We start from the raw sequence: 17,319 nt of genomic DNA, 5'->3' as shown, positions 1-17,319 counted from the left end.
GCCGGCTCCGCGCAGCGCTCCAGGGTCCTCGGTGACGGACTTCCGGACGACCGCCGTCGCCCGCACACCGCCCGAGCCGTACACCCGCCGGCTCACCGAACTCCGGGACCCCTACCGTCAAGGGACCTTGCGCCCCGGCGTCTTCGCGCGCATCCCGCTCGCGGACGCCTCGGAAGCCCACCGGATCATCGAGTCCCGCCGCACCTCGGCCAGGTGGTCCTTGTCCCGTGAACCAGGTCAGCCGACCGGCGTCCCCGCCTCCAGGTAGATCGCCGCACCCCGCTCGCGCGCCCGCAGGGCCCAGCGGAGGCGTTCGTAGCGGACCGGGGGGAGCATACCGGCGGCGTCGTGTTCGGAGGCGAAGCGCCAGGCGCGGAGTTCGGGGCCGGGGAGGTGGACGCGGGCGGCTTCGGCGGGGTCGAGGCGGCCGCCATCGAAGAGGAGGCGCAGGCCGCCGTAGCCGGGCGGGTCGGGGCGTTCCCAGTCGACGACGAGCAGCCGGGGCACCTCGCGCAGCCGTATGCCGGTCTCCTCGGCGACCTCGCGCATCCCGGCGCGGGCGGGGGCCTCGCCGGGTTCGACCACACCGCCGGGGAACTCCCACCCGGGCTTGTAGGTGGGGTCGACGAGGAGCACCTGGTCGTGTGCGTCGAAGAGGAGCACCCCGGCAGCCAGGGTCTCGGCGGTGGGCTCGGGGGTCTGCACGATGTCGCAGGGGCGGGCCGCGCCGCTGCCGATGGCCTCGGTGACGCACAGGGCGGCCTCGCGCGGCGTGAGGGCGCCGGTGTCGATCGGGTGGGCGTCGGCGGCGAGCCAGGAGGCGAACGCGGCGCGATAGGGCTCGATGTGGTCGTAGGCCCACTGACGCACCCGCATCTCGCCGTCGGGGAGGTCCGGCGGTACGTCCCGGGCGGCTATGCGGGCGCGCAGGATCGTTTCGGCCGGGGCGAGCACCAAGTGGCGCACGGCGATGCGGCGGGCGGCGAGGCCGCCGAAGATCTCGTCGCGGTACTCCTGGCGCAGCAGGGTCATCGGCACGATGAGCGTGCCGCCCAGCTCGGCGAGCATCGCGGCCGCCGTGTCGACGACGAGACGGCGCCAGATCGGCAGGTCCTGGAAGTCGCCGACCTCGGCCAGGTGCTTGGCGGGCAGCAGCCGGGACAGCTCCGCGCCGATGATCTCGGGGTCGAAGAGCGTGCTGTTCGGGATCAGTTCGATCAGTTCCCGTGCGGTGGTGGTCTTGCCCGCACCGAACGCGCCGTTGATCCAGACGACGGTCACGGTTCCCCCTCTTGTGTTGGCCCCCTGGGGCTTGCCCGTTCCACCCTGCCACGGAAACCACCCCCAGTTGAGGGCGCACAGCGCGGCGCCGGCACTCCCGCGAACGGGGCGCCGGCGCCTCACTCGGCGGTGTCAGGCCGTACCGAGCGTGCCCTCGTCCAGGTCCAGGCTCTCCTGGCTGACGAGGTGGTCGACCGTGCCCAGGGTGTCGGTGACCCTGAGGTCCTTCAGCGCGCCGTCCTCGGCCGCGTGGGACGGGGTGACGGCGGCCACGACGAATCCGGTGGCGAGGCTGGCGATGGCGAGCATGCTGCGCTTCTTCATGCCCTGACCAACTGCCACGGCGCCCGGAGGTCACGCGGCCCGGCCCCTGTGCGGGAATGCGTGCCACCGGCCGGACACGCGCCGAAAGGCGTGCGGCGACTCCCCCACCCTGTCGGTGGCCGAGTCGCCGCACGCCTTTCGGCGCGGAATGCGCCGCGTCAGTCCTGCGCGGCGTCCTTCAGCTTCTCCTTGGCCTGGCGGGCGTCGCCGACAACCTGTTCGGCGCGGCCCTCGGCGGTCAGCTTCTCGTTGCCCACCGTGCGGCCCGCGGCTTCCTTGGCCTTGCCGCCGGCCTGCTCGGTCGCCGCCTTGGCCTTCTCGCTGGCGCTCATGCCGCTCACCTTTCGCCGTGCCGTTGTTTCCTGATGGGAGGCGAATGGCCGCTACTCCACGACGCAAACCCCTTGACCGGAACTCGGTTTGCCCTGGCCCGGCCGCCTCCCGGATCTGACGGCGGCGCAAATCAACGACAGATGCCCGGAAGTCCGGTGATCTAACTTTGTTTTCGTGCGCATGTGTGGCGGCGACGGGGACATTAGGCGGTCAGGAGGTTGATAAACATGGTTCCCCTGATTCTGGTTCTGCTTCTGGCTCTTATTCTTTTCGGTGCGGGTTTCGCGCTGAAGGCCCTGTGGTGGGTCGCGGTCATCGTTCTCGTCCTGTGGCTGCTCGGCTTCATCGTCCGTCCGGCCGGCAGTGGCGGCCGCAAGGGCCGCTGGTACCGCTGGTAGAGCGCCTCGGCGCGATTCCCCACCCCTGACGTGAAGTGGCCCGGCCGGCATCGGCCGGGCCACTTCACGTCTCGGTGCCCGTCGGTGGTGCGGTGAGGTGGTCGAGAACGTTGGTGAGTTGCAGCATTCGGTCGAGGTGGGGCGGCCGGTTGTCCAGGTGCAGGGTGGCGCCGAGGGCGTTGGTGCGGCGGTGGATCATCAGCAGGGCCGTCAGGCCGGAGGAGTCGATGTGCGCCAGCTCGCGGAAGTCGAGTCGTACGTCCCGTGGGGTGGGAGGGGCGGCCCTCAGCTCCTGGCTGACCTCGTCGAGGAGGTCGTCGCTCGTGTCGTGATCGAGCTCACCGCCGATCATCACGATGAGCGTGCCGGGCTCGCGGCGGAAGGTCAGGGTGAATTCACTGGGCGTCAGGTGAGTCATGCGTGTATGCCGGGGCCGGGGACGGGACGGGTGAGGTGGTCGTTCAGGGCGTTCGCGCCGTGCTCGAGCAGTTTGACGGTGCGCGGGAAGTCACGGAGCCGCTCGGCGAGGGCGTCGAGGGCGGCCGACAGCGAATGGGCGGGCACCCCCCGGACGGTGAGGATGCCGGCGGTCCAGGTGACGAACGTCGTGAACAGCGCGGGGTCGTCGACATAGAGGGCGGTGGCCAGGAAGTCGACGATATGGGCGATGTCCTCGGCGGTGCGTTCGTGCTGGGCGCTGCTGTAGGCGCGCATGGCGGGAAATCGGTGTTCCAGGTCGGCCAGGGCCTGCCGGACGAGCCGCGGCCGGGACTGGGCGACCAGGGTGTACTCCTGGTCGGCCAGATGCGGCAGATCGTCCACGGCGTGCCGCATCGCCGAGGCGTCCGGTCGCGGTATGCCGCCCTCCAGGGTGGCGGCCGCGGCACGCGCGTCGGCCGCCCACCCGTCGGCCTTCAGAGCGGTGGCGTAGCGGCCGTCGGGGCCGAAGGCGCGACCACCGGCCAGGACGGGCACCCCGATGGACTGGCAGGCGGTGACGGCCGCGTGGGCCGTGGGCAGATGGGTGGGGATCGAGGCGGACAGCAGGACCGCGTCCGCGTGGGTCAGGTGCAGATGGGCGATCAGGTGCGGAGTGGGGGTCTGGGCGCCGAGATAGTCCACCCGCCAGCCGCGCAGGGCGAGGACCTCGGCGACCAGGCGAGCGGGCAGCGCGTGCCATTCGCCGTCCACGCAGCTCACCGTCACCCGGCCGCGATCGGCGGTCCGTCGGCCGGCGCCGGGGCGGTGGGCGAGGGCGGCGATGACCCGCTCGTTGATGGCGGTGGCGGCGTGTTCCTGGGCCACGCTGATCCGGTCGGCCGCCCATTCGCGTCCGACTCTCTCCTGCACGGGCGCGATGACCTCGAGCAGCAGGGTCTCCTCGTCCACTCCCCCGGCCAGGGCGTCGTGGACGGTCGCGGCGGCCCGGCGCTCGTCGCCGTCGGCGACCGCCTGCCACAGCTTCCCCACCGTGGCATCGATTTCGGTGGCCTCGCTCACCGGATGGTCCCCTCGGCCGGTCCGCCGTCCGCCTGCCCGTCGACGACGCTCGGCGCGCCGGTGCGGGGGGCGGTGACGGCCATGACGGCCATGTCGTCGTGACGGCCGGTGCCGAGCCACTGGGAGACCAGCATCTGTACCCGCTCGACCACCGCCTCCGCCGGAAGACCGGCGCACTCGGCGAGCGCCCGCTTCAGCCGGTTCTCGCCGAAGAGGTCGTCACCCAGCGGGCCGCCGCGGGCCTCGGTGATCCCGTCGGTGTACAGCAGGCAGGTCTCGCCCGGTGCGAGGTACGTCTCGACCGTGCGCGCCGTCACGGTGGGCAGCGCGCCGACCAGGGTGCCGCGGGTCTCCGCCTCCTCCACGGTGCCGTCGGTGCGCACGATGAGGGGTGGCATGTGCCCGGCGCTGGTCAGCCGCAGCCGCACCCGGCCGTCGCGGCGACGGACGGACGCCAGCGTGAGAGTGGCGAAGCGGGCGTGGTGGGAGGTGAGCAGCGCGCTGTTGAGCAGGTTGAGGATGTGCTCGTGGTCGTCGGCGAGGGGCAGCAGGGCGTGCAGAGTGTTGCGGATCTTGCCGGTCAGGACCGCCGCGTTCAGGCCCTTGCCCGCCACGTCACCGAGGACGACCAGCGTCTCCTCGTCGGGTCCGGCGCCGGGGTGGACGTCGTAGAAGTCGCCGCCTACGCGCTCGTGGTCGGCGGAGCTGCGGTAGCCCCCGGCGTACTCCACGCCGTGCACCGTGCGCAGCGCGGGCGGCAGGAGGTCCTGCATGAGGGTGGCGGTGATCGTGGCCTGCTCGGTGTAGAGGCGGGCGGCGGACAGGGCCGCCCCGGCGCGTGCGGCGAACAGACGGGCGAAGACCTCCTCGCCCTCGGTGAAGGCCTGCTCGGTGCTGGAGCGCAGCAGGATGAGGGCGCCGGCCGGGACGCCGTGTCCGGGCAGCGGCGTGACGATCACGGAGCCGACCGGTCCGGCGAAACCCTCCGGGACGGCCCAGTCGGGGATCTCGGCGGGGTTGATCCAGCGGGCGGGCACCGGCGGGAAGCCCTGCAAAGCCTCCCGCAGTCCGGGCACGCCGGCGATGTCGACCTGCCGGGTGGTCTGCACGACGGGGCCGCCCGCGCAGGCGTAGGTGAGGGAGAAGCGCCGGCCTCGCGGCGGCGCGATCAGGACGGCGGCTTCGGCAAGATGTTCCGCGGCCATGGCGGCGGCCACCTCCATGCACCGCGGCACGTTGAGCGTGGACAGCAGCGTGCTGGACGTCTCCGACAGCACCTCGGCGCGCCGTCGGGTGTCGCTGAGCGCCGTCTCGGCCAGGCGGCGATCGGTGTCGTCGACCAGCCACCACACGACGTCGCCCTCGATGACCGTGGGATGCGCCTCGAAGAACCGGTCGCCGATGGCTCCGTACGGGACCTTCGTGTCCGTACCAGGAGAGGGTGCGGCGAGGACGCACCGATGGGCGTCCGCGAGCCAGGCCGGAACCTGCTCGGAGAACCGGGCGCCGCTCGCCGCGTCCGGCAGTACCTGCCGGGCCGCGTCGTTCAGGCGCCCCAGCCGGCCGTGTCGGTCGGTGACCAGCACGGGATAGGGGGCATCAGTCCACGCGGGCCTGATGTCCAGGCCCGCCTCGGACGGACGGGCGGAAAAGCTGTGGGACGCAGTCACAAATACAGGCACGCACGGTGCGCACCTCACCACCTTCCTGTCAGTCGGAAACAGTTGTCCTGCGGCAACCGTCCCCCACCGGGGCGGTTCTTTGCAACCAGCGCAGCAAATACACACGCAACCGCCACAAAAGGGCCCGACCGGGAACGGCGGGACCGCCTGCGGCGATCGGACCGCGAACACCGCGGTGAAGACGACCGCCGAACCGGCCGGTGCCGCCGACCGCGCCGTGGACGCCTCCCCGGCGGGTTCCCGGCCTCCGCCCCGCCCTCACCGCGCCCCCGGTGGAGCGAACAAGGACCTCAACAGGGCACTATGACTCCCATGATGGACAGCGGTCACCAGCTCGACGACTCCGAGGCCACGGCTTCGCCCGCGGTGTCCTACTCCCGCCCGGAGGATGGCCTGTGGATCATCGGCCTGCGCGGGGACGTCGAACTCCACCTCATGGAGGACGTCGAGGCCGCCACCAGTGCCGCCCTGTGCCGAAGCCGCGGCCCCGTACTGTTCGACCTGCGGGAACTCGGCTTCTGCGACTCGTCGCTGCTCAACCATCTGCTGCGCACCACCCGGCAGCGCCAGGTGGCCCTGCTCGGCGCCGACCGGAACGTACGGCGTCTCCTCGAAGTGACAGGAGCGGGAACCGTGCTGCCGCTGTATCCCGACCTCGACGCGGCGCGCACCGCCCTGTCCCTGCCGCCCTCACCGGACCGCCCATGAGCACCCTCGACCCGTCCCCTCACGTACCCGATCCCCGCGAGGACAGCGGCGGGCCGGTCCGGCCGAGCGCCGTGTTCTCCGCGGACTCCAGCACCTCCTCGCCCGGCGACGCCCGCCGGCTGGCCGTCGCCTACCTCCGGGATCACTGTCCGGGCGCCGACATTCCGGCCGTCCAGGTCGTGCTCAGCGAACTGGTCACCAACGCCGCCCGGCACACCCCCGACGGCACCTGGACCGTCACACTGCGTCACGCCGACGGAATGCTCACCCTCCAGGTCGAGGACTCCAGTCCCCGTCTCCCGCGCCCCCGGCAGGGCGACACCCTCGACGGGCGCGGCGGCCTCGGCCTGGGACTGGTGGACAGCCTCAGCGACTTGGTCACCACGCTGCGCACCCCGAGGGGCAAGGCGGTCGTCGCCCACTGGAAGGTGGACCGGTCCGCCTCCGCCGGGCAGGGAGAGTCTCCCGTGTAGCTCCGAACCGCGTGCTTGGCCCCGTCTCCTCCGCGTGGTGAGCGGTACGGGGCGCGCCACGCGAACCCGGCACGCCGGGAGACCGCATCGAAACCCACACAACCGAACGGCCGATACCCGTTCGTCGCGAGTCTTCCAACACAGTCCCACACGTCCTACCGTAATCGCGCACCGCTGACACGAACATGCCGTCACCCGCGCACGCGAGTCGGAGGACCGTGGACGATGCGTCACCCCCACATGTACAGATCCCGCAGATCCGGTGTCACCGCGGTCGGCGCGCTCGCCGCCGCGCTGCTGGTGAGCGCCGCCGCCCTGACCGTGCCCGCCGCGGCGACTCCCGTGCGGAGTCCGGCCGTCGCCCCGGACGGCGGTCTCGCCCTCACCCCGCCCATGGGCTTCAACAACTGGAACTCCACGCATTGCCGGGCCGAGTTCAACGAGACCATGGTCGAGGGCATCGCGGACCTCTTCGTCGACAAGGGCCTGAAGGACGCCGGTTACCAGTACGTCAATCTGGACGACTGCTGGGCGCTGCCGAACCGGGACGCGAACGGGCAGTTGGTGCCAGACCCGGCTCGGTTCCCCCATGGGATCAAGGCCGTTGCCGACTATGTGCACGCCAGGGGACTCAAGCTCGGCATCTACACCAGCGCGGGCACCAAGACGTGCGACACCGCGGGCTTCCCCGGCGCGCTCGGCCACGAGGCGAGCGACGCACGGCAGTTCGCGGAGTGGGGCGTCGACTACCTCAAGTACGACAACTGCAACAACCAGGGCGTCGACGCACGGCAGCGTTACCGCACGATGCGTGACGCCCTGAAGGCCACCGGGCGCCCCATCGTCTTCAGCATCTGCGAGTGGGGCGAGAACAAGCCCTGGGAGTGGGCCGCCGACGTGGGCCAACTCTGGCGTACCACCGGGGACATCAGCGACAACTGGGGCTCGATGCTGTCGATCCTCAAGCAGAACCTGCCCCTCGCGCCCTACGCCGGTCCGGGCCACTGGAACGACCCCGACATGCTGGAGGTCGGCAACGGCGGCATGACGGACACCGAGTACCGCTCGCACTTCTCCCTCTGGTCGATCATGGCGGCTCCGCTGCTCATCGGCACCGATCTGCGCAAGGCGTCCGCCGAGACCCTCGGCATCCTCGGCAACAAGGAGGTCGTCGCGGTCGACCAGGACCCGCTGGGCCGCCAGGGGACGGTCGTCTCGTCCGAGGGCGGCCGCTGGGTCGTCACCAAGGAAATGGCGGACGGCAGCCGGGCGGTGGCCCTCTTCAACGAGTCCGCGAGCGCCCAGCACATCGCCACCAGCGCCTCGGCCGTGGGGCTGCCCAAGGCGGCCGGCTACACCCAGCGGGACCTCTGGCGGCACCGCAGCCTCAACACGGCGGGCACCATCGCCGCGACCGTCCCGGCCCACGGCACCGTCCTGCTGCGGGTGTCGGCGGACGGCCACTGGGCGACGCATCCCCCGGCCACCGAACTCGGCCTGGCCGAACATCCGTTGATCGAGGCGGGCACTCCGGCCACCCTGACCACCACCCTCACCGACCTGGGCCGTACGACAGCCCACCGGGCGTCCGTGTCCCTGACCGGCCCCGACGGCTGGGGCGTACGCGCCCTCTCCCCCACCCGAACCGCGACGCTCGCCCCGGGCAGGTCCCTGCGCACCCGTTGGCGCGTCACGGCCCCGGAGGGCACCCCCGCCGGCTCCTACGCCCTTTCCCTGCGCGCGAGTTACCGCTCGGCCACCGGGACCCGGGTCACCGACGTCCTCCCGCTGACCGCCGACGTGGTGGTACGCCCGCCCTCCGGCACCTCCTACCTCAGCGACCTGCCCTGGATGTCGGCCACCGGCGGCTGGGGTCCCGTGGAGCGCGACACCAGCAACGGGGAGAGCGCGGCGGGCGACGGCAACCCCCTCACCATCGGCTCGGTGCCCTACACCAAGGGACTCGGCACCCACGCGCCCAGCGAGATCGTCTACTACATCGGCGGCCGGTGCACGCGGTTCACCGCCGAGGTGGGCGTGGACGACGAGAAGGACACCAAGGGCACCGTCGCCTTCGAGATCTGGAAGGACGACACCAAGGCGGCCTCGACCGGCGTCCTCACCAACGCGGACCCCGCCCATCCCCTGACCGCCGACGTCACCGGCGCCCGGGTGATACGTCTCGTCGTCACGGACGGCGGCGACGGCATCGACTCGGACCACGCGGACTGGGCGGAGGCGCGGGTGAGCTGCTGAGAAGCGGGAGTTCACGGCGGTCCTCCCTGTGAGTGAGCCGACCGCCTCGGTACCGCAGCACCCTGTCCACTCGTCCGGGTGAACGCGGGCCGCCGCCCCCTGCCGTACTCCGGCCGGGGGCGGCGGCTCTGCCACGCGGCGCCTGATCATCCGCGACCGGTCCGGTGTCCTTCCCCGTCCATGAGCGGTGGCGCCCGGTGCCGCGATCACGTCGTTACGATCTGCGGCGCCGAGGCCAGCGCGTCGATGCCTGCCGTCATGCACAGGGCCGACCTCCCGTTATGCCGTCATGCGGACGCGGCTCGGACCCGGCTGTCGTAAGGACGACGACGAGCGGGACGACGGGGAGAGACATGGACCGGACGCATGAACGGGGTGGCCCGGACGGGAAGTCGAGTGCGGGGGTGCGGCTGGCGCTGCTGCTGCGCCGTTGGTGGGAGGAGAGCGGCAGCTCCTCCGGCGGCGCCCGGCCCACCCAGCAGGCGCTGGCCGCGCGGCTGGGGGTCGACCAGACGACGCTGTCGCGCTACCTGAACCCGAAACACCTGTCGGCCGCTCCTCTGCGGGTTGTCGACTCGCTGCACGCCCAGTTGCGGGCCCCGGCGGCGGAGCTGGAGCAGGCACGGGCGCTGTGCCGGGCCGCGCAGCGGGAGAACGGCCGTCGGCGGACGGCCACGCCGACGGACGCCGACGAGATCCCGACAGCCGATGCCGCACCTGGCGGGGCGCCCGCCACCACCCCCGGGAAGGACGGAACGGCCGTCGGCGGACGGACTCCCTCCCGTTGGCTCACGCCGGTGCTCGTCGCGGCGGCCATGGTGCTCGCGTTCACCGCCGGGGTTCTGGTCCACCGCCGGCTCTCCCCCCAGGACCACGTCACCATGGCCAACGGGCCGGCCGGTGCCGCCCCGGCGAGCAAGGGGCCGTACCAGTGGCCCTTGCTGCGCGTGGGCGAGGACTGCTTCGCCCGCGGCCGCGCACTGCAGTACCTGCTGAGGGCACATGGCTACCCGGTGCCGACCGACGGCTTCTTCGGGGAGGACACCCGGAAGGCAGCCCTCGGGTTCCAGCGGCGGGAGGAGATCCCCGCCGACGGGAAGGTGGGCGGACTCACCTGGCCGCGGCTGGTGATGGACGTCAGGCCCGGCAGCGGATCGTACGAGGTACGGGCCGTGCAGGAGCTTCTGGCCAATGTGAACCGGGGTCACACACCGGTGTCGGGGAGGTTCGACACGGAGACCGCGGAGCAGGTGAAGCAGTTCCAGCACGAGCACGGCCTGCGCGCGACCGGCCGGGTGGAGAAGGACACCTGGCTGACCCTCCTGGCGAAACAACTCCCTCCGGCCCATGCGCCGGAGTACCAGCGGACCATGGTTCCGCTGCCTTCCTCCTCACGGTGAGACCCGCCTTCGGGCACACCGTCGGGCAGGTGCCGCACATCGGGGCATAACACCAGTTCAGAGCCCTGTCATGCAGGCTGCATCGATGTGCCTGGACAAGCCGCCGGGATGGTCTTCTTCCGCCCGGCCGTCCCGGCCATGCTGATTCCGCGACCGGCGCTCCAGGACGGCCCGCCCCAGCGGCGCCCACGCCCTCGTCCGGTCCGCTTCCCGTCAGCACGTCGCCCGAAGGGGGCACCCATGTCCGCTGTCCGCAAGATCCTCACGTCCGTCGCCTCGGCAGTCGTCCTCGCCGGCGGGCTCGCCGTCGGCGCCGCCGGCCATGCGAGCGCGAGCGCCTGCCCGTCCTCATCGTCCCCGTTGATCGGCGGGGCGGAGGCTCACTGGAGCATTCGCTGTTCCGGCCGCGACGTGGTCATGTCCGGCTGGGTCCAGGACACCCGCGCGGACGGCAAGTGCGCCGTAGTCCGCATCAACGCCGGCAACGGCACGTTCAAGCGCCCGACCGCGTGCGGCTCCGGCGCCCGCAAGCAGTTCTCCTACAAGTTCACCAGGACGAACAAGGCGGAGGGCCGCCTGGCCCTCGCCTGACCGCGCACCGGGGGCGGGCGGCGGCGCCCGCCCCCGCGTCTTCCACGCACGCGTCGTACGGAATGGACAAGGGACACACATGAACAGCAACGGACGTCACCTGCGCGGTGCCGTGATCGCCGGGGCCGTACTGGCCACGCTGAGCCTGACGCCGGCCGCGGCGGCACGGAACCCCGCCGGGGCACCCCCGGCGACCTTCCTGGTCTTCGACAAGAACCCGGACGACCCCGGCGACTCACGGCTCGACGTCTACCGTGGCACCAAGCTCTGGGCCGCCTACCGGGCCGGTTCGGGCCACGGCGCGAAGACCAAGGACGACTGCGCCGTCAGGAGGGGCTGGATCCCGAACGGCACCTGGAAGATCCGGGGCAGGTACACCCGGTACAACGGCCGCGTCATCAAGGGCTACGCACTCCAGCTGGAGGACATCCCGTGCTCCTCGGGCAAGCGGAAGCGCACGGAGATGTTCATCCACTCGGAGATGAACCGCGCCGGCGGCCGGGGCCGCCCCGAGTCCCAGCGCTGGGACGGCAACCGTGACTACCTGTCCAACGGCTGCGTGAAGCTGGCGCCGGACGACATCAAGAAGATGTTCCGCCTCCTGGACCGCATCGGCCGGCCGACCCACCTGCGCGTGGTGGACTGACGCGGCGACGGGACCCGAGGACCCTTCAGACCCCCGCCGCGGTCGCGTCCGGTCTGCGGCTCAGTGCCGCCGCGGCGGCACCCACCAGTCCCGCGTCCGTGCCCATCTGCGCGGGAGCGACGGTAAGGCGCTGGACGAACGACAGCGTCGCGTACCGCGCGAGGGCCTTGCGGAGGGGGACGAAGAGGACGTCGCCGGCCTTGCCGACGCCGCCGCCGATCACCGCGATGTCGATCTCGACGAGGGTCGCGGTGGCGGCGATGCCGGCGGCGAGGGCCTGGGCGGCGCGTTCGAAGGCGGCGACGGCGACCGGGTCGCCCGCGCGGGCGGCGGCGGCCACGGCGACGGCGGAGGTGTCGCCGTCGGGGCCGGGCCGCCAGCCCTGTTCCAGGGCGCGGCGGGCGATGTTGGGGCCGCTGGAGAGCCCCTCGACGCAGCCGCGCGAGCCGCAGGGACACAGCTCGCCGTCCAGGTCGACGCTGATGTGGCCGATGTGACCGGCGTTGCCGGTGGGACCGGGGTGCAGTCGGCCGCCCAGGACCAGACCGCCGCCGACGCCCGTGGAGACCACCATGCACAGCGCGTTGTCGTGGCCGCGCGCCGCGCCCTGCCAGTGCTCGGCGGCCGTGATGGCCACGCCGTCCCCGATCAGCTCCACCGGCAGACCGCCCCCGGTCGCCGCGCGCACCCGCTCCACGAGCGGATAGCCGCGCCAGCCCGGCACGTTGACGGGGCTGACGGTGCCCGCGGAGGCGTCCACTGGTCCGGCGCTGCCGATGCCGACGGCCTCGGCGCGGGACCACAGCGGCGAGGCGGACAGCTCGGCCAGCACCTCCTCGACCGCGCGCATGACCGTGTCACCGTCCTCGCGGGCAGGCGTGGCACGCTGCGTCCGCATGAGGATCCGGCCGTCGCCGTCCACCAGCGCGCCCGCGATCTTGGTGCCGCCGATGTCCAGCGCAGCCACGAGGTCGGTGTGCATCAGTGTCAGGTCTCCCCGTCGAGCCGTGAGATGGAGCGAAGCTGGAACACGCCCCCGACCGGTCACGACGGACCTGGACCGGGGACGGCGGTGGACAGTCTCTCGCGCACCTGACAACGTTGTCCAGGCTCTATGCTCGACGCCACACGCTCGTACCGGCCCCGACCGGGGCACCGGCCAGTGAAGACCACGGACGACAGGACAGGACTGCGCATCGTGCCCGAGACCACCCGCCGGGCGGACGCCGCCGGCGCCACCGGCCGTTACGGCAACCGGCCCACCATGAAGGACGTGGCCGCGCGGGCCGGGGTGGGGCTCAAGACGGTCTCCCGCGTGGTCAACGGCGAGCCCGGGGTCACCCCGGACACCGAACGGCGCGTCCAGGAGGCCATCGACGCCCTGGGCTTCCGGCGCAACGACAGCGCGCGCGTGCTCCGCAAGGGCCGCACGGCCAGCATCGGCCTGGTCCTGGAGGACCTCGCGGACCCGTTCTACGGCCCGCTGAGCCGCGCGGTCGAGGAGGTGGCCCGCGCCCACGGCGCCCTGCTGATCAACGGCTCCAGCGCCGAGGACCCCGAGCGGGAACGGGAGCTGGCGCTCGCTCTGTGCGCACGCCGGGTGGACGGGTTGGTGGTGATCCCGGCCGGGGACGACCACCGCTATCTGGAGCCGGAGATCAGGGCGGGCGTCGCGACGGTGTTCGTGGACCGCCCGGCCGGGCGCATCGAGGCGGACGTGGTGCTCTCCGACAACTTCGGGGGCGCCCGCGACGGCGTGGCCCATCTCATCGCGCACGGGCACCGCCGGATCGGCTTCATCGGCGACATGCCGAACATCCACACGGCGGCGGAGCGGCTGCGCGGCTACCGGGCCGCCATGGAGGACGCGGGAATAGCCGTCGAGGACGACTGGATGTCGCTCGGCGCGACCAACCCGGAACGGGTGCGCCGGGCGGCCGAGGAGATGCTGACCGGGCCCTCGCCGGTGACCGCCGTGTTCACGGGCAACAACCGGGTGACGGTCACCGTGATCCGGGTGCTGGCCGAGCACACGCGCCCGGTCGCCCTGGTCGGGTTCGACGACTTCGAGCTGGCCGACCTGCTCCAGCCGGGGGTGACGGTCGTCGCGCAGGACGCGGCCGCGCTGGGCCGTACGGCCGCCGAGCTGCTGTTCCGGCGGCTGGACGGCGCGCTCGTGGCGCCCGAGCGGATCGAGCTGCCGACCCGGCTGATCGAGCGGGGCTCGGGCGAACTGCCCCCGGCGGACTGAGACTTCGGTGGGCTCAGGCTGGGCGGCCACCGGGAGCCGCGTAGGACTCCAGGCCGGCCCGGCTCAGCCCGGTCGCCGCGGTGACCTCGGCACTGTCGAGGGCACCGCAGTCCAGACCGCGCAGCAGGTGGCCGGCGAGGGCCCGGGCGGTGGCAGGCTCGTCCATGACGTCTCCCCCCGCGCGGGCGACGTAGCGGGCGAGCCGGTCGGCGGCGCGCTCGAACCCCTCGCGGTAGAAGGCGAAGACGGCCGCGTAACGGGTCGGCAGATGGCCGGGGTGCATGTCCCAGCCCTGGTAGTAGGCGCGGGCCAGGGAGCGGCGGACGAGGCGGTGATGCAGCCGCCAGGCCGCGTGGACCTGCTCGGCGGGGCCGACCGGCAGCACGTTGGTGGAGCCGTCGGACAGGCGGACGCCGGTGCCCGCGGCGGCGACCTGCATGACCGCCTTGGCGTGGTCGGCGGCGGGGTGGTCGGGTGCCTGGTGGGCGGCGGAGACGCCGAGGGCGGCGCTGTAGTCGAAGGTGCCGTAGTGGAGTCCGGTGACACGGTCCTCCCCCGCCTGGATCATGCGGGCGACGGTCGCGGTCCCGTCGGCGGCGAGGACGGCCTGGCCGGTCTCGATCTGGATCTCGAAGCCGAGGCGGCCGCGCTCCAGTCCGTGGGTCTCCTCGAAGGCGTCCAGCAGCCGTGCGAACGCGGTCACTTGCTCGGCGTATGTCACCTTCGGCAACGTCAGCACCAGCCCCTCGGGCAGCCCGCCCACCGCGAGCAGCCCGGTGAGGAAGACGTCCAGGGTGCGGATGCCCCGCTCGCGCACCCCGGCCTCCAGGCACTTGACGCGGATGCCGGTGTACGGCGGCGCCGTGCCCTTCTCGTACGCCTCGGCCACGAGCCGGGCGGCGCGGGCGGCGGCCTGGTCCTCCTCCGCGGAGGGGCGGATACCGTAGCCGTCCTCGAAGTCGACCCGGAGGTCTTCCACCGGTTCGCGCTCCAGCTTGGCGCGGACGCGGGCGTACACCGGGTCGGCGAGTTCGGCGGACAGCCCGAGGACGGCCGCGAAGGACCCGGCGTCGGGGGCGTGCCGGTCGAGGGCGGCGAGGGCTCTGTCGCCCCAGGCGCGCGGGGTGTCGGCGGCGTAGGCGTCGGCGGGGACGTAGACGGTGTGGACGGGCTGGCGGGTGCCGGGGTCGCCCGGGTAGCGGCGGGCCAGGTCGGCGTCGACGGGGGCGAGAAGGGCGCCGACGCGTTCCGCGACCGAGTCCGCGAGGCTGGTCCTGATCTTCTCCTGCCCGTCCATCCACACCCTCCCTCTCGCGCGGCGCGGAGCCGGACGGGTCCGCGCGCCGAAGCTATCCGGGGTGATTCTCGCTGGTCAACACCCTCCGGTCCCGGTCGACATCCTGCGAACGGGCGGGAGACGCGGAACCCCCGCGGCCGGGGACCGGTCGCGGGGGTTGCTGTGCGCACGGGCGCGCTCCGGCGCGCCCCGGCGGGATCAGCCCTTGCGGGTCTTGATCTCGTCGGTGAGCTGCGGGACGACCTCGAAGAGGTCGCCGACGACGCCGTAGTCGACCAGGTCGAAGATCGGGGCCTCGGGGTCCTTGTTGACGGCCACGATCGTCTTGGAGGTCTGCATACCGGCGCGGTGCTGGATGGCGCCGGAGATGCCGTTGGCGATGTAGAGCTGCGGCGAGACGGACTTGCCGGTCTGACCGACCTGGTTGGTGTGCGGGTACCAGCCGGCGTCCACGGCGGCGCGGGAGGCGCCCACGGCCGCGCCGAGGGAGTCGGCCAGCGCCTCGATGATCGCGAAGTTCTCCGCGCCGTTCACGCCACGGCCGCCGGAGACGACGATCGCGGCCTCGGTCAGGTCCGGGCGACCGGTCGACTCGCGCGGGGTGCGGCCGGTGACCTTGGTGCCGGTGGCCTGGTCGGAGAAGGACACCGACAGGGCCTCGACGGCACCGGCGGCCGGGGCGGCCTCGACGGCGGCCGAGTTCGGCTTGACCGTGATGACCGGGGTGCCCTTGACGACACGGGACTTGGTGGTGAAGGACGCGGCGAACACCGACTGGGTGGCCACCGGGCCCTCGTCGCCGGCCTCGATGTCGACGGCGTCGGTGATGACGCCGGAGCCGGTGCGCAGCGCCAGGCGGGCGGCGATCTCCTTGCCCTCGGCGGAGGACGGGACCAGCACGGCGGCCGGGGACACGGCCTCGACGGCGGCCTGGAGGGCGTCGACCTTCGGGACGACGAGGTAGTCGGCGTACTCGGACGCGTCGTGGGTGAGGACGCGGGTCGCGCCGTGCTCGGCCAGCGTGGCGGCGGTGTCGGCGGCGCCGTTGCCCAGCGCGACCGCGACGGGCTCGCCGATGCGGCGGGCCAGCGTCAGCAGCTCCAGGGTGGGCTTGCGGACGGCACCGTCCACGTGGTCGACGTAGACGAGGACTTCAGCCATGGGATTGCTCTCCTGCGTAACGAAGTTGAGGGGCGGTCTGGGCGCGGGGCCTTAGATGAACTTCTGGCCCGCGAGGAACTCGGCGAGCTGCTTGCCGCCCTCGCCCTCGTCCTTGACGATCGTGCCCGCGGTGCGCGCCGGGCGCTCGGCCACGGCCTCGACCTTGGTCCACGCGCCGTCCAGACCGACCTCTTCCGCCTCGATGTCGAGGTCGGACAGGTCCCAGGACTCCACCGGCTTCTTCTTGGCGGCCATGATGCCCTTGAAGGACGGGTAACGCGCCTCGCCGGACTGGTCGGTGACGGACACGACCGCCGGGAGGGATGCCTCCAGCTGCTCCGAGGCGGTGTCGCCGTCGCGGCGGCCCTTGACGGTGCCGTCCTCGACGGAGACCTCGGACAGCAGCGTCACCTGCGGTACACCGAGACGCTCGGCGACCAGGGCGGGTACGACGCCCATGGTGCCGTCGGTGGAGGCCATACCGGAGATCACCAGGTCGTAACCGGCCTTCTCGATGGCCTTGGCCAGCACCAGGGAGGTGCCGAGGGCGTCGGTGCCGTGCAGGTCGTCGTCCTCGACGTGGATCGCCTTGTCGGCACCCATCGAGAGGGCCTTGCGCAGCGCGTCCTTGGCGTCCTCGGGGCCGACGGTCAGAACGGTGACCTCGGCGTCGTCGGCGTCCTCCGCGATCTGGAGCGCCTGCTCGACCGCGTACTCGTCCAGCTCGGAGAGCAGACCGTCCACGTCGTCGCGGTCGACGGTCAGGTCATCGGCGAAGTGCCGGTCGCCAGTGGCGTCGGGCACGTACTTCACAGTGACAACGATCCTCAAGCTCACGCCGGCTCTCCTACTGCATCGTCATTTCCGGGCTGCCTCTTGAAGGCAGCATAGGCGCCTCAAGCGGCCGGTCCCGGTCGGGGCGTCGGTGCGCTCCCGGCCGAAATATTACTCGCCAGTACATCCAGTTCGTGCCCGCTGAGCAAGCGCTTTGAACTGTGACCTTCGCAACGCAGCGTAA

The 17,319-nt window shown here is 72.4% G+C and carries 19 protein-coding genes; 9 read left to right on the top strand and 10 right to left on the bottom strand.

Annotated features, from left to right (window positions below; all coding sequences use genetic code 11):
• Positions 1-31: 31 nt before the first annotated feature.
• A complete protein-coding gene (locus tag ACWEEU_RS08485; protein ID WP_451730062.1) occupies positions 32-268 on the top strand; it encodes a hypothetical protein in 237 nt (78 codons plus the stop codon).
• On the opposite strand, the gene ACWEEU_RS08480 is transcribed toward ACWEEU_RS08485, so the two are convergent.
• The 3 genes from ACWEEU_RS08480 to ACWEEU_RS08470 form a co-directional block, all read right to left on the bottom strand.
• Entirely contained in the window at positions 238-1,281 is a 1,044-nt protein-coding gene (locus ACWEEU_RS08480) for an NUDIX hydrolase (RefSeq protein ID WP_451730059.1), read from the bottom strand. The genes ACWEEU_RS08485 and ACWEEU_RS08480 overlap by 31 nt on opposite strands.
• A gap of 132 nt (positions 1,282-1,413) precedes the next feature.
• Complete coding sequence (locus ACWEEU_RS08475) at positions 1,414-1,605, bottom strand: hypothetical protein (RefSeq protein WP_385750260.1); 192 nt, start codon at positions 1,603-1,605, stop codon at positions 1,414-1,416.
• Positions 1,606-1,763: 158 nt separating this feature from the next.
• Positions 1,764-1,937 carry a CsbD family protein gene (locus ACWEEU_RS08470; RefSeq protein ID WP_385749702.1) on the bottom strand — a complete coding sequence of 58 codons (174 nt, stop codon included), beginning with the start codon at positions 1,935-1,937 and terminating at the stop codon, positions 1,764-1,766.
• A 228-nt stretch (positions 1,938-2,165) separates the two neighbouring features.
• Here ACWEEU_RS08470 and ACWEEU_RS08465 point away from each other — a divergent pair, with 228 nt between their 5' ends.
• The gene (locus tag ACWEEU_RS08465) at positions 2,166-2,336 is read left to right on the top strand and encodes a hydrophobic protein (RefSeq protein WP_385749701.1); all 171 of its coding nucleotides are present in this window, start codon (positions 2,166-2,168) and stop codon (positions 2,334-2,336) included.
• A 64-nt stretch (positions 2,337-2,400) separates the two neighbouring features.
• Here the strand turns inward: ACWEEU_RS08465 and ACWEEU_RS08460 are convergent, their stop codons facing one another.
• The 3 genes from ACWEEU_RS08460 to ACWEEU_RS08450 are packed head-to-tail and all read right to left on the bottom strand — an operon-like array spanning position 2,401 to position 5,461.
• The gene (locus tag ACWEEU_RS08460) at positions 2,401-2,754 is read right to left on the bottom strand and encodes an STAS domain-containing protein (RefSeq protein WP_451730054.1); all 354 of its coding nucleotides are present in this window, start codon (positions 2,752-2,754) and stop codon (positions 2,401-2,403) included.
• On the bottom strand, positions 2,751-3,836 hold the full coding sequence (locus ACWEEU_RS08455; protein WP_451730051.1) for a cobalamin B12-binding domain-containing protein: 1,086 nt from the start codon (positions 3,834-3,836) through the stop codon (positions 2,751-2,753). Before ACWEEU_RS08455 ends, ACWEEU_RS08460 begins: the two co-directional genes overlap by 4 nt.
• Entirely contained in the window at positions 3,833-5,461 is a 1,629-nt protein-coding gene (locus ACWEEU_RS08450) for a PP2C family protein-serine/threonine phosphatase (protein WP_451730473.1), read from the bottom strand. Before ACWEEU_RS08450 ends, ACWEEU_RS08455 begins: the two co-directional genes overlap by 4 nt.
• A gap of 369 nt (positions 5,462-5,830) precedes the next feature.
• On the opposite strand from ACWEEU_RS08450, the gene ACWEEU_RS08445 reads away from it, so the two are divergent.
• The 6 genes from ACWEEU_RS08445 to ACWEEU_RS08420 all read left to right on the top strand — a co-directional run bounded on the left by ACWEEU_RS08445 (position 5,831) and on the right by ACWEEU_RS08420 (position 11,592).
• Positions 5,831-6,226 (top strand): STAS domain-containing protein, encoded by a 396-nt coding sequence (locus tag ACWEEU_RS08445; RefSeq protein WP_385749694.1) that lies wholly within the window; start codon positions 5,831-5,833, stop codon positions 6,224-6,226.
• Entirely contained in the window at positions 6,223-6,699 is a 477-nt protein-coding gene (locus ACWEEU_RS08440; RefSeq protein WP_451730048.1) for an ATP-binding protein, read from the top strand. Before ACWEEU_RS08445 ends, ACWEEU_RS08440 begins: the two co-directional genes overlap by 4 nt.
• A gap of 225 nt (positions 6,700-6,924) precedes the next feature.
• Positions 6,925-8,955 (top strand): NPCBM/NEW2 domain-containing protein, encoded by a 2,031-nt coding sequence (locus ACWEEU_RS08435; RefSeq protein WP_451730045.1) that lies wholly within the window; start codon positions 6,925-6,927, stop codon positions 8,953-8,955.
• Positions 8,956-9,308: 353 nt separating this feature from the next.
• The gene (locus tag ACWEEU_RS08430) at positions 9,309-10,355 is read left to right on the top strand and encodes a peptidoglycan-binding domain-containing protein (RefSeq protein ID WP_451730042.1); all 1,047 of its coding nucleotides are present in this window, start codon (positions 9,309-9,311) and stop codon (positions 10,353-10,355) included.
• A gap of 240 nt (positions 10,356-10,595) precedes the next feature.
• Positions 10,596-10,946 carry a hypothetical protein gene (locus ACWEEU_RS08425; protein WP_385749685.1) on the top strand — a complete coding sequence of 117 codons (351 nt, stop codon included), beginning with the start codon at positions 10,596-10,598 and terminating at the stop codon, positions 10,944-10,946.
• Positions 10,947-11,025: 79 nt separating this feature from the next.
• On the top strand, positions 11,026-11,592 hold the full coding sequence (locus ACWEEU_RS08420; protein ID WP_451730036.1) for a L,D-transpeptidase: 567 nt from the start codon (positions 11,026-11,028) through the stop codon (positions 11,590-11,592).
• A gap of 25 nt (positions 11,593-11,617) precedes the next feature.
• Here ACWEEU_RS08420 and ACWEEU_RS08415 read toward each other — a convergent pair whose 3' ends face one another.
• Positions 11,618-12,574: an ROK family protein gene (locus tag ACWEEU_RS08415; protein WP_451730033.1), complete on the bottom strand. Its 957-nt coding sequence runs from the start codon at positions 12,572-12,574 to the stop codon at positions 11,618-11,620.
• 216 nt (positions 12,575-12,790) lie between these two features.
• Between ACWEEU_RS08415 and ACWEEU_RS08410 the strand changes: the two genes are divergently transcribed.
• Positions 12,791-13,843, top strand: a complete 1,053-nt coding sequence (locus tag ACWEEU_RS08410; RefSeq protein WP_385749679.1) for a LacI family DNA-binding transcriptional regulator — start codon at positions 12,791-12,793, stop codon at positions 13,841-13,843.
• Between the two features lie 13 nt (positions 13,844-13,856).
• Here ACWEEU_RS08410 and ACWEEU_RS08405 read toward each other — a convergent pair whose 3' ends face one another.
• The 3 genes from ACWEEU_RS08405 to ACWEEU_RS08395 form a co-directional block, all read right to left on the bottom strand.
• Positions 13,857-15,140 (bottom strand): DUF6986 family protein, encoded by a 1,284-nt coding sequence (locus ACWEEU_RS08405; protein WP_451730029.1) that lies wholly within the window; start codon positions 15,138-15,140, stop codon positions 13,857-13,859.
• Positions 15,141-15,338: 198 nt separating this feature from the next.
• Positions 15,339-16,301, bottom strand: coding sequence for an electron transfer flavoprotein subunit alpha/FixB family protein (locus tag ACWEEU_RS08400; RefSeq protein ID WP_451730026.1), 963 nt, complete (start codon positions 16,299-16,301; stop codon positions 15,339-15,341).
• 51 nt (positions 16,302-16,352) lie between these two features.
• Entirely contained in the window at positions 16,353-17,138 is a 786-nt protein-coding gene (locus ACWEEU_RS08395; protein WP_385749671.1) for an electron transfer flavoprotein subunit beta/FixA family protein, read from the bottom strand.
• Between the last annotated feature and the right edge of the window lie 181 nt (positions 17,139-17,319).

The organism is Streptomyces sp. NPDC005004, from assembly GCF_053600675.1.
Note: the sequence above shows the minus strand (reverse complement) of the source record. Positions and strands in the feature narration are given on the sequence as shown.